The 11,911-nt window shown below is 61.2% G+C and carries 10 protein-coding genes and 1 pseudogene; 7 read left to right on the forward strand and 4 right to left on the reverse strand.

Annotated elements, in window-relative coordinates; translation table 11 throughout:
* The first annotated feature begins 180 nt into the window (after positions 1-180).
* Positions 181-1,350, forward strand: coding sequence for an MFS transporter (locus tag BLQ70_RS23920; protein ID WP_210184345.1), 1,170 nt, complete (start codon positions 181-183; stop codon positions 1,348-1,350).
* A gap of 111 nt (positions 1,351-1,461) precedes the next feature.
* Complete coding sequence (locus BLQ70_RS26175) at positions 1,462-1,587, forward strand: hypothetical protein (protein WP_280140842.1); 126 nt, start codon at positions 1,462-1,464, stop codon at positions 1,585-1,587.
* 3 nt (positions 1,588-1,590) lie between these two features.
* Here BLQ70_RS26175 and BLQ70_RS26060 read toward each other — a convergent pair.
* Positions 1,591-2,460, reverse strand: a pseudogene (locus tag BLQ70_RS26060) (cysteine desulfurase family protein).
* Positions 2,461-2,731: 271 nt separating this feature from the next.
* Between BLQ70_RS26060 and BLQ70_RS23930 the strand changes: the two are divergent.
* A complete protein-coding gene (locus BLQ70_RS23930; protein ID WP_185745034.1) occupies positions 2,732-3,745 on the forward strand; it encodes a L,D-transpeptidase in 1,014 nt (337 codons plus the stop codon).
* 173 nt (positions 3,746-3,918) lie between these two features.
* Here the strand turns inward: BLQ70_RS23930 and BLQ70_RS23935 are convergent, their stop codons facing one another.
* Complete coding sequence (locus BLQ70_RS23935) at positions 3,919-4,752, reverse strand: transglutaminase-like domain-containing protein (RefSeq protein ID WP_091862431.1); 834 nt, start codon at positions 4,750-4,752, stop codon at positions 3,919-3,921.
* Here BLQ70_RS23935 and BLQ70_RS25480 point away from each other — a divergent pair.
* On the forward strand, positions 4,751-4,987 hold the full coding sequence (locus BLQ70_RS25480; protein WP_139163632.1) for a hypothetical protein: 237 nt from the start codon (positions 4,751-4,753) through the stop codon (positions 4,985-4,987). The two genes, BLQ70_RS23935 and BLQ70_RS25480, sit on opposite strands and share 2 nt — an antisense overlap.
* 70 nt (positions 4,988-5,057) lie before the next feature.
* On the opposite strand, the gene BLQ70_RS23940 is transcribed toward BLQ70_RS25480, so the two are convergent.
* Together BLQ70_RS23940 and BLQ70_RS23945 are read right to left on the reverse strand one after the other, a co-directional pair.
* Complete coding sequence (locus BLQ70_RS23940; RefSeq protein WP_091862434.1) at positions 5,058-5,402, reverse strand: DUF2958 domain-containing protein; 345 nt, start codon at positions 5,400-5,402, stop codon at positions 5,058-5,060.
* 86 nt (positions 5,403-5,488) lie between these two features.
* Positions 5,489-5,899 (reverse strand): Ros/MucR family transcriptional regulator, encoded by a 411-nt coding sequence (locus BLQ70_RS23945; RefSeq protein WP_091862437.1) that lies wholly within the window; start codon positions 5,897-5,899, stop codon positions 5,489-5,491.
* Positions 5,900-6,266: 367 nt separating this feature from the next.
* Here BLQ70_RS23945 and BLQ70_RS23950 point away from each other — a divergent pair, with 367 nt between their 5' ends.
* The 3 genes from BLQ70_RS23950 (at position 6,267) to BLQ70_RS23960 (ending at position 11,745) form a co-directional block, all read left to right on the forward strand.
* Positions 6,267-7,544: a metallophosphoesterase family protein gene (locus BLQ70_RS23950; RefSeq protein ID WP_091862440.1), complete on the forward strand. Its 1,278-nt coding sequence runs from the start codon at positions 6,267-6,269 to the stop codon at positions 7,542-7,544.
* A complete protein-coding gene (locus BLQ70_RS23955) occupies positions 7,544-11,008 on the forward strand; it encodes an AAA family ATPase (protein WP_091862443.1) in 3,465 nt (1,154 codons plus the stop codon). The genes BLQ70_RS23950 and BLQ70_RS23955 overlap by 1 nt, the downstream gene beginning before the upstream one ends.
* A gap of 308 nt (positions 11,009-11,316) precedes the next feature.
* Positions 11,317-11,745 carry a hypothetical protein gene (locus tag BLQ70_RS23960; RefSeq protein ID WP_139163633.1) on the forward strand — a complete coding sequence of 143 codons (429 nt, stop codon included), beginning with the start codon at positions 11,317-11,319 and terminating at the stop codon, positions 11,743-11,745.
* The last annotated feature ends 166 nt before the right edge of the window (positions 11,746-11,911 follow it).

Consider the following 11,911-nt stretch of genomic DNA (forward strand, 5'->3'; position numbering starts at 1 on the left):
TTCATTGGTATCGCTTCAGAAGTTCGAGAACATGCCGCGGCGTCGCGCCCATTACGCACGCCTGCGAACGGCGATAGCGTGTGCCGCTCCGCTGGCAGCCGCTGCGGCAACCTGCCCCCTTCTGACGAGGAAGTTTTGATCGCGATGGGCCCTCAGACCCGCCTATTGGCGCAGATCTCCGTGGCACATCTGATCAGCCACTTCCACTTCATGACGGTCCCTGCCCTGCTTCCCGTGCTCCCCAACGCGATGAAGGTCAGCTTCGTCGATCTCGGGATCGCGCTCGGCGTCTTCAACGTCGTCTCGGCCTTGTGTCAGGCCCCACTGGGCTTCGCCGTCGATCGCTTCGGAGCGCGGCGGGTGCTGATGTTCGGCCTGGCATTAGGAAGCTCCGGATTCGCGCTGGTGGCTGCCATCCCGACCTACACCGGGCTTCTTATGGGGATGGCGATCGCGGGGGTTGCCAATGGCGTCTATCACCCCGCTGACTATGCGCTCCTGTCGCAGAACATGGATGCCCGGAGAATGGGACGGGCCTTCTCCATCCACACCTTCGCCGGCTTCCTCGGCGGAGCGATCACACCGCCGATCATCCTCGGCATGGCCCTAGCATTCGATCTGCGATGGGCCTTCGCGACCGCCGCTGTTGTAGGCGTCATCACATTGACCTTCGTTTCGCTCGGAAGCAGAGGGATGCCCGCGGCTGGGCAGGCGGCCCATGCTGGCGAGCATTCGACCGATACACGGCAACCTGTTCGAGCCGCCCGCGCGACCATTCTGGTGCTCACACTCCTGTTTATGATGCTGAGCCTCAGCACCGGAGCGATCGAGCGTTTCTCGGTGACAGCCCTGGTTCAAGGCTTCCAGGTACCTCTCTCGGTTGCCAACATCGCCCTGACCTCGTTCCTGTTCGCCAGCGCTTTCGGCGTGCTCGCCGGAGGCGTTCTGGCCGACCGCACCTCACGCCACGGCTTCGTGGCGGCGATTGCCTTCGCGCTGGCTGCGCTATTGGTCACGATGGTGATCCTGGTTCGCCTGCCGCCACCAATTTTGATCCTGACGCTCGGTGCCACAGGCTTCCTGACGGGGGTCGTCGCACCTTCCCGGGACATGCTGGTCCGTGCCGCGTCGCCCGCCGGTCAGGAGGGCAAGACCTTCGGATTCGTGTCGACGGGTCTCAATATCGGCGGCGTGATCGGGCCCATCCTCTACGGCCTTCTGCTGGATAACGGTCTGGCAACCAGCGTCCTGTGGGCCTCGGTCGGTTTCATGATCGTGACCACAGCGATAGTGATCGCTCAAGAACTCCATCGCTATGATCGCCGGCGCGAAGCCATTTCGTCGCCTTAAGCCTGCAACCGCTATTCGCGCCGACCACCGCATTGCGGACCATTTCAATACAAATAAATCCGACTCACCGATCAATCCGGACGGCACCCCTTACTGGGCGGGCGAATTTCGATGGCCTTCGATCAGCGCGGCTGCGGCGGCATCTACCTGCACGGCATCGGTAGAACGGCCAAGCGAAAGCCTGACGGCACCGAGCGCCTCGCCCAGGGAGATGCCGAGCGCGAGGATGATCGCTGAGGGTTACGAGCTTCCGGCATGGCAGGCGGAACCGGTCGAGGCTGCGATCGCCGGCGTCGCTTCGAGGAGGTTGTTGCCGACCGCTCCTGGGAAGAGCACGTTCAGGGTATTCGGCAAGGTAAGCTCCCCACCCAATCGCCTCAGACGCGGCACGCCCCCAACAAGCGCTTGCCATAGCCGTTCCTTCAACGCGGCGATCCGCGTCGAATCCTCCGTCAACTGCTCCCGGGCGATGCGGCAGGCTCGTCCAAGCCCGACGATATAGGGAACGTTCTCCGTCCCGGGCCGACGGCCACCCTCCTGCCCTGCTCCGTCGAGCACGCTCGGGATGGCGTGTCCCCGTCGGAGGTAGAGGACTCCGATGCCCTTCGGCGCGTAGAGCTTGTGTCCGGCGAGCGTCAGCGCATCGATGCCCCAGGCGGCCACGTCGACCGGAACCTTGCCGAGCGATTGCGAGGTATCGACATGGATCGGAGCCCCAACCGAGCGCGCCGCCTCGGCGAGTTCCGCTACCGGTTCGAGCGTCCCGATCTCGTTCTAAGCATGAATAATCGTGACCAGCGCGGTTTCGTCATCGATGGCTGCGCGGGCCGCGGCCAGGTCGACGACGCCGTCGTCGTCAACGCCGATGCGACTGACGGCGAAGCCTTCCCGTTCGAGCCGGCGACACGACATCTCGGTCGCTGGGTGCTCAACCTTGCTGGTGACGATCCGCCTGCGGCTGACCGGAGCCACCGCAGCGAAGCCGCGGATCGCGTGGTTGCTCGCTTCGGTCCCGCCACCGTTGAAGATGATCTCCTCCGGCTTCGCACCGATCAGCTTCGCGACTTCGGCTCGGGCTTTCTCGATCGCAGAGCGAGCCGCACGCCCCAGCGGCGTGGTCGATTAGGCATTGCCGAACTGCTCGCGCAGGAAGGGGAGCATCGCATCGAGCACCTCGGGATCCACCGGTGTGGTGCCATTGTAATCGAGATAGATCGGGCGATCAGGAGCGGACATAGGCTTCGGATCCTTGGGAGCGTGCTTCGCCAACCTAACAGCTTCTCGCGAGCGGGGGGATGATCGCCAGTCATCGCCACCAATCCCATCGCGTGTCGCGGAACTCCGCGATGAAACATCGCGTTGCCGCTGCATGAAGCGAGCAATGGTGATGTCGGTGCCGCGAGCCACTTTCGAGCTGCTTAAGACCTTCCAGGTAGCCCTAGTGTGTGGATGCGCCTTGCTGGCACCGGCAGTCGCAAATGCCCTGACTGCCGACGAGGTCAACCGTTCTGGCCGCCCTCCCGCCACGAAAAGCAAGGTGACGCGCCCCAGCGCGTCGATCGTCAAGGCTCAGGTCCTACTGGCGCGTCAAGGGGTCTCTCCCGGGGAGATCGACGGGCTGGACGGCGACAACTATCGGAAAGCCATCGACCAGTTCCGCCGTCGTGAAAATCTCGGAATTGGCGAGATCATCGACGCACCGACCTGGCAGGCGCTCAAAGGGGATGGCAGCGCGGACATCGTCTCGGACTACGAGATGACGAATGAGGATATCAAGACCCGGTTCGTCAGGCGCATTCCTCGCGATTACGCCCGTCAGGCCCGAATGAAACGGCTCGGCTACAGGAACGCGCAGGAGATGTTCGCTGAACGCTTTCACATGAGCGAGGGCCTTCTCAGGGTACTCAACCCGCGAATGCACTATCGGAAGCGGGAGGAAACGCTGCACGTCGTCTCGGTCGGACGAACCCTTCCTTCAGACGAAGCCCGAACGGTCGAGGCCGACAAGACGAACGGAATCGTTCGCGCGCTGGATGCGACCGGAAAGGTGATCGCGCTCTATCCAGCCACCATCGGCAGCGAGGACACTCCGTCGCCGGACGGCGAATATCAGGTGATCCGCGTAGTCAAGAATCCGACCTATCACTATGATCCAGTGAAGAATTTTCAGCAGGGCAAGAACAAGCGCCGGATGGTGCTCCCCAGGGGCGCCAACAACCCGGTGGGGACTATCTGGATTGAACTATCGAAGCCGACCTTCGGCATCCATGGTACGCCGGAGCCCTCGCGGATCAGCAAGGCGTCGTCGCATGGCTGTGTCCGGCTCACCAATTGGGACGCTGAGGAATTGGCGCGGATCGTCAGGCCCGGCACGACCGTCCGCTTCCTGCAATAGGCGACCGTTGCGGCCGCTGGTTTGAATTGGCCCCCGGACAGGAGCCGCCCTCGTCTTCCGAAAATGACGAAGGGTGCTCGCAGAATTTCGTGATATCGACACCCGTCAAAGGCCTGTCGCTTCCGAGCCGGCGGGCGATCTATTTGATCCTTCCGCCCCGCCAATGACAGTCTTCAGGACTCCGAGGCTGCGACCTCTTCAGTGATCACTTCGAACTTTTGCAGGATGTGCGGCCCGAAACTGTGGATCATCGGAATGTCAGCCGCATCTCGCCCACGCGCCACGAGAACGCGACCGATGCGAGGCACGTTGTGCCGGGCATCGAATATGTACCATTGGCCGCCGAGATAGGCTTCGAACCAGGCGTTGTAATCCATCGGCGCGGGATCCGGCGGCACGCCGATATCGCCCAGGAAACCGTTGCAGTACCGCGCCGGGATGTTCATCGCGCGGCACAGCGCGATCGCGAGATGCGTGAAGTCGCGGCATACGCCGACGCCTTCGTTCATGGCTTGCGCGGCGGTACGGGTGGCACGGGCGAACTGGTAGTCGAACCGGATCTGGGCGTTGACGTAGTTGCAGATTTGCTGAACGCGATTCCAGCCTGGAGCATAAGTGCCGAACAGGCTCCATGCGGTCGCAGAGAGTTCGTCGACCTCGCAGTAGCGGCTGGAGAGTGTGTATTCGATCACGTCCGGCGGGAGGTCGGCTGGCCAGATTTCCGGGGCGCTCTTGTCCCATTGGTCCGGCTGACCGCTGTCTCGGACGAGCATGTCATTGCTGAAGGCAGCCCCGCCCGCCGGCACGACCACCCGGCGGCACAGATTGCCGAAGCCATCGGTGTATTCGGACGCTGCAAGCGGGCAGCCATCGCTCAGAGAGGTGATGCTGGGATTTGGCCCCTCAATAATGTCTCCGGCTCGGCTGGGATGGGGATCGAGTAGGAGTAATACCGGGGTTGGCTGAACGGTGGTGATCTCGATCCGGTAGCCGAGGCGGATTTCCATGAGGGCTCTTTCGCAAGTGACGCTCGAGCGCAACCGGCGAATTCAGGCGTCTGTTCCCGATCGTCTTGATGAGATTTTGCGCAGCTGGGAGCAGGATCGCAGCGACGCGGCTTCCACCGATGCCACCGCGGACTGCGGCGAAAGGATCACTGAAATAGAATCCTTTCTTGCGTCGCGCTCGGCGCTACAACCCCATCTCAATCTTCCCGACAGTGACGGGTGCCCGCCGCCGTAATGCAGGATTGAGGTGTCAGACCGCTGCACCTCGCAGCGGCAGTAGCCGTCACACCTCGCAATTGCTCCATCTAGGCGACGAACCTTCCAGCAATTGCCGCGTCGCTGGCATATTCATTGAGCGTCCGATTGGGACGAAAGAAGCGGTCGACTTCAATCCTGAGGCCCCCGATCCCTACCTCAGCAGCGAGCTCGCTGAGTTCGATCATGCCCACCTCCGGCTCTCCGTCGTCGAGGTCTGCAAGCCCGAACAGGATGTCGTTGTCATCGGGGCTCATCTCAGAGACGAGCCAGGTGCGCCGATCCCATGGGCAGAAAAGCTTCAGCACTGGGAGCGGGTCGATATGCTGATCGATCTTCGCCAAGCGGCCGTTCTCGAGAAGCTCGTGTCTTAGATTTTCGGGAATAGCCAACATCAAACGAATTCCAAGGGGCAAGGGAAGACAATTCCGATCGCTGAATCCGCGACTGGGACACTTGTTCAACGTAGTAGACGCGAGTCTCAGTGCTTCCGGCGCTGCTGACCGAGGCCCATCGACTTCGCGAGCTGTGAACGTGCTTCTGCATAGGCCGGGGCGACCATCGGGTAATCGTTCGGCAAGCCCCACTTCGAGCGATATTCCTCCGGTGTCATGTCATAGGCCGTCCGAAGGTGGCGCTTGAGCGATTTGAACTTCTTTCCGTCCTCAAGGCAGATCAGGAAGTCCGCTGTGATCGACTTCTTAATCGACACCGCCGGAGCTTGCTTTTCAGCAGGCGCAGGGCCGACCGGCTCATTGCCCAAGCCCGCTATCGCCGAATGCGTTGTGGCGATCAGCGCGGGAAGGTCCGCGGCCGGCACGCTATTGTTGGATACATAAGCCGAAACGATATGGGCGACGAGATCGATGATTTCGGCATTGGCTTCGGACATCGCATTCTCCCGGCTGCGACTTTGCGCAGCAATTAACTCGCTTCAGGGCGCGGTCATTATTGAGCCAGACTGATGAAGTCAAACTTAGGTCGGTGCGGCGATGGCTGCTTATTGGAAATGTGAATCTCCAGGAAGATAAGCCGAAGCCTCTAATTGTGACCATCGCGGCCTCGACACGGCGCAATCGCTCTGAGCCTCCTATCCTGCCAATCCGGTGCGCCGTATGGGTTATAGATGGCCGAGCCCACATATCGGTCCTTCGAACCATTTTGTTGCGGACAAGCCAGAAGGCGCTCCTTCCGCATCGCCCAAGGCGCCGAATATGTTGAGAGTTAGGTAGTTTCGCGCGGACAGGGGCCTAAGCGTCATTTCCAGTTTTCGGTTCGTCCACTGCGCCGATTTGCACATCGACGCCCCGCTGAAGTCGCTGGCGTTGCGCAACCCGGAACTCGCAGAGTTGGTGTCGAGTGCGACACGAACGGCTTTCGTCGCGACGATTGATCTATGCCTCGACGAAAAGGTCGATGCGCTGCTAATCGCGGGCGATCTCTACGACGGCGATCAGACCTCGATGAAGACAGCCGGCTTCATCGCCACGCAACTCCGCAGGCTTGATGAAGCTGGAATTCGGACGTTCGGGATTCGCGGCAATCACGACGCCGAGTCTCGGATCACCAAGGAACTCGTCTTTCCCGAAAGCGTCACGTTTTTTAAAGGTTCCGCTGCCGCTATTCCCCTGCCCGGCCTCAACGGTCGCCGAGACGTCGTTGTCCACGGGATCAGCTTCCCGAAGCCGCACGCCCCGGAAAGCCTGCTGCCGAAGTTCAAGCCGCCGGTCGAAGGCGCGACTAATATCGCGCTGCTGCACACGAGCCTTGCTGGCGCCGAGGGTCATGACCGTTATGCCCCGTGCAGCGTAGCGGACCTAGCCGGTGCAGGATTCGATTATTGGGCGCTCGGGCATATCCATAAGCGCCAGGTTCACCTCGATAGGCCAGCGATCGTCATGCCCGGCATCCCGCAGGGCCGGGACATCAATGAGAGCGGCGCCAAATCCGTCACTCTCATTACGATTGGCGACGATGGTGCGATCGCCATAGCAGAGCACCGCACGAGTACCGCTCAGTTCGAGCGTGTTTCGGTAGATCTGTCCGGGATCGAGGACTGGTCAGAAGCTATGCGGGCCATCGGGCGCAGACTGGCCGCGGAGCGGGACAGAACCGCGTCTGAGCACCTCATTGCCCGAATCTCGCTCATCGGCGCCACGTCCCTTAGTTGGCGGCTGCGTCGGGAGGGAGATTTCTTGCGCACCGAAGCCGAACAGCAGGCGGCGATCATCGGGAACACCTGGATCGAGAAGGTCTCCTCTGCCTGCTCGCCTTCGCGCGATGCCGCGATCGACAGCGCCGGCGCAGTCGCCGAGCTGTCGCAACTGATTTCCGAGGATGTCCTGCAATCTGACTCGTACCGGCTCGAAGCCAGCGAGCTGATTTCTGAGCTGCAGGGCGCGCTACCCCGAGAGCTCCACAAAATGTTTGGAAGCGACCCCGCAAGCTTCGAGAAGGCCGTCGCTGAATTATCCCAGGACGGCGCGCTCGACGTCATTGCCCATCTGCATGAAGCAGACCAGGAGCCGCGGATCTGATGCGGATCAGGCGCCTTGATCTCACCCGCTACGGCCGCTTCACCAATCATTCGATCGACTTTGGAGCCCCCGAAGCCGGGAAGCCCGATTTCCATCTGATCGTCGGTGCCAACGAGGCCGGAAAATCGACCCTTACGGCCGCCATCGTTGATCTGCTCTTTGGCATGGGTCAGCGCTCCCCATACGGCTTTCTACACGGCTATGACGGTATGCAGATCGGCGCCGCGCTTGAGCTTCCGAGCGGCGAGCGGGAGGTGGTGCGGGTCAAACGAGGGGCGAGGCTGCGCGATGCGAGCGGGCAAGCCATCGATGAGGGCATCCTGACGGCTGGCCTTTCAGGCATCGACCGCGAAGCCTACCGGATGATGTTCTGCCTTGATGAGGAGACGCTTCGAATGGGTGGCGAGAGCATTCTCGCCAGCCAGGGCGAGCTCGGACAGCTGCTTTTTTCTGCCAGCGCGGGCCTCGCAGCCTTCGGCCAGCGGCTGAGCAAGCTGCAAGAGATAGTGGACGCCTTCCATAAGCCGCGTGGCAGATCGACCGAGCTCTCAGCCTTCAAGGCGAGGCTCGACGAGCTGAAAGCCCGAAAGGAGGCTATCAACGTCCTCGCAACCACCCATGCACAGCTGGTGCTGGATCGCGATGACGCCTCCGCGAAGTATGAGGCAGCGCTGTCCGAACGCAGCAAATCCAAGCTTCGCTTCGACGAGATCAACCGATATCTCGGCGTTCTGCCGGATCTCGTGGCCCTGAAGGGTCTCCGTTTGGACCTGTCAGCCCTAGCAGAGGTACCGCAACCACCAGCCGCCTGGGCCGAAAGACTGCCGGAGCTCATCGGCGCTGAGGGCCGCATCAAGGCAGCTTGTGAGATCGCGTCGGCCAATGTCGATAGAATCCGCCGCGAGCGCGACGGTATCCAGATCGAGCAAGTGCTCATTGACGCCGGGCCGGCAATCGATGCCCTGCGGAACAGCGAGGCGCGGTATGTCGCAGCTCTTGATATCTCAAAGCGAGAATCCGAGCTTGCCGTCATCGAAGGAAATCTGAAGAAAATCTCCGAACGTCTTGATCGTGCAGGAGAATTACCCGCGAAACTGGTGTTACCCGCCACGCTAGTTGGGAAGCTGCGCGGGCTGATCGATCGGCGTTCTGGCCTCCGCGAGAGGCTTCAGGCAGCCTCTCGCGAATGTATTCGAGCAAGCGATGCACTTTCTGCGGCAAAGCAGGTGCTCGCCTCGCTCGACGCCACCGACCAGGATGAAGTGCTCGCGGCGCGGGTTCGGCTGGCGCTCGACCAAGCCCGGGCAAGCGATCATGCTGCTCGCGAGAAGGCTGCCCTCCGCGTTATCATCGGCCTCCAGGACAAACTCAAGGAGCAGCTAAATCAGCTTGGTTCCTGGAACGGTGACCTCGATCAGCTCGCAGCTATGAAAGCCCCGACGACACACCAGATCGAAGACTGGCGCCGCCGAGGCGAAGTGATCCGCCAAGCCAGTGTAAAACACGCTTCCGATATCGAAAGCCTGACCGACCGCATGGTCGAGCTCGCCGCCACCATCACCTCGATCAAGGCGGCGACCGGGCTCGTCGATGATGCGACTGCCCGCACCTCTCGTGTGGATCGCGATGACGCTTGGCGAACACATCGCGAGGTCTTGAGCGAAGCGACTGCCGCTGTATTCGAAGCCGCGTTGAGAAATGATGACGGGATCACGGAAACCAGGCTCAGCCAAACCAGCCTTGCGGCCGATCTGAGGCAGGCCGTCCAGGCGGAGGCAACGACAGCCGCAAAGCTGCGGCGGGCAGAGCAGCTTCATACCGACACGCTGGCGTTGAAGGCAGGTCTGGACGCCGAACTGGCGGCGACCTTCATCGTGATCGGCTTGCCAAGCGACGCGCACGTTGCTGATCTCGAACGACTGCTGATGCGCCGCGCCTCGGCACTGGAGATCAGCGCACAGATCGAGGTAGCTTCAGCCGATCTCCGCACAGCCCAAGAGGATGGCGCCGCGCATGTTGAACGACTGGCGGCAGCTCTGAAATCGATTGGCGTGCTCCCATCCGAGAACGAGTTCGCGAACCTCCTGGTCGGCCTTCAAACAGCGATCGATCGCCGGACGACACTGCGGTCCGAGCTTTCCCACGCTGCAAAATCGCTCGAACAAAGCGTTACTGAGCTCGCCACCAGGCAGAGGGACGTTGCTGAGGCTCAAGCGGCTCAGGATGATTGGCAACAGGAATGGGACGTCACGGTCAAGTCCTGTTGGCTGAGCGAAGTGCCCTCGCCTCTCGGCCCTGACGAAGTCAGTCAGGTCCTCAACGTCCTTGCCGAAATCCCGCCGCTGGAAAGCGAACGCGAAAGCCTCAGCCATCGCATTGCGGCGATGAAGCGGGATCAGGACCAGTTCATCCAGGCTGTAAGCAGCGTTGCCAGCTCCCTCCAGATACCGGCCGACGAAGATGACCCTGTCAAACTCGCTGCGGACTTGCGTCGGCGGCTGGAGACGGCTCGGTCCCACGAGCGCGACCGGCGCAGCAAGACGGCCGAACTCGAGCGAGCGGTGATCGTTAATCGCGACGCGCTGGAAGAGCTCACCCTTCACCGAGCGGATGTCGAAACGCATACCTCGTTTTTCGGCGTCGCGTCGCTTATGGAGGTCAGCGCAAAAATCGACGAGGCCAACCGGCGATCCGAGCTTGAGCGCCAGCTGAAGGTTCTGAGCAGCCGGATCACAGCAGCATGCCGAACGGAAACCTTAGAGGCCGCCGAAGCCATCCTCGCGGAGCTCGAGCAAACTGGTCTGGAGGCGGAGGCGGCTAGTCTCGCAAGTCGGCTCGAGGGGCAAGACCGTGAAGCTCACGAACTCCATGCCCGGCATCTGCAGGCCGATCGTGCACTCGCTGCGATCGGAGGCGACGACGCTGTAGCTCGTCTCGACGAAGAGCGGCGCACCGTCCTGGTCGAGCTCGAAGAAAAGGCCGTCCAATATGCGCGCCTGAAATTGGGCATAGCGGCCGCTCACCAAGCTCTGCAGATCTATCGGGATACCCATCGCACGTCGATGCTGCAGCACGCTTCCGATGCCTATCGGACGATCACGATGAGCGCCTACTCCGGGCTGGCCACACAACCGAATGGCGACAAGGAGATTCTTCTTGGCGTCATGGCCGGCGGCGGGTCAAAGCTCGCGACAGAGATGTCGACTGGCGCGCGGGCTCAGCTCTATTTGGCGCTCCGTATCGCCGGCTATCATGAGTTCGCCAAGACGCGTCCGTCATTGCCGTTCATCGCGGACGACATTCTCGAAACCTTCGATGATTTCCGCTCCGAGGAGGCCTGCCGCCTATTCGGTGGAATGGCAACCAGCGGTCAAGTCATTGTCGCGACGCACCACCACCACCTTATCGATATCGCGCTCCGAGCCTGCTCAGACGTCACGGTGCACCAACTCGTATTCCAATAGGGTTGGGGGCCGAACTTCAGAGCAATCGGCGCCGGTGAGGCAAACCCGAGATCGCCCACCCGAACCTGGCAAAACATTGCTTGCGCTAGGACCGTGCTATCGCGCTGTCGAGCGTAAACTTTCCTCGGAGATCAATGAGGGCCAACGGAAGCCATATCCGACTTCGCCGACTTTCGCCGGAAAAGATGAGCACGAAAAGAGCCTAATGGATCTTAAAGCCGTGTTCGAGAGCCTCGCACCTTGAGCGACAGATTGGCATATTTGGAGAACTATGCCATGCGCGCTGGATGGCGCGAGGACAGAGCTTCATGTCGCGGACTTTCAGCTCCGGAATTCCAGCCAGGCTGATCATAGTCGCGGTATTCGCCGTCATCGTCATCCCGGGCATTATCTTCGCGGCCATTCTCATGAATAGGTACACTGAAGTTCAGCGTGGCCGCTATCAACAGGAGGCAGTCGAGGCGGCGACAACGGGCGCAGCCGTCGTCGATCGGCACATTCGCAGTTGGCAAATCACGCTTCAAACGCTGGGAACCTCAAGAGCCCTAAGGGACGGCGATCTGGAAGGTTTTTATCGCCAGGCTCTCGAGGTGAAGGCTTTCATCGGAGCCGACATCGGATTGCGGGACCTCAGCGGTCAGCAACTCGTCAACACCAGGCAGTCCTGGGGTAAAGAGTTGCCCTTCACTCCCTTCCCCGTCGACCAGCAGGTCATCGCGTCCGCGAGACCTCACTGATCCACCCCCCTTGAATTGGTCCACCCTGAAGTATGTCTTTTGGCAGACAGGAGGATCGAGATGCCGAAGAGGCGCCATAAGCCCGAAGAGATCGTCGCGAAGCTACGCCAGGTCGATGTGCTGGTCTCGCAGGGGCAATCCGTTGCCGACGCGATCCGCTCGATCG

The organism is Allobosea robiniae, assembly GCF_900102525.1.
GTDB classification, from domain to species: Bacteria; Pseudomonadota; Alphaproteobacteria; order Rhizobiales; family Beijerinckiaceae; genus Allobosea; species Allobosea robiniae.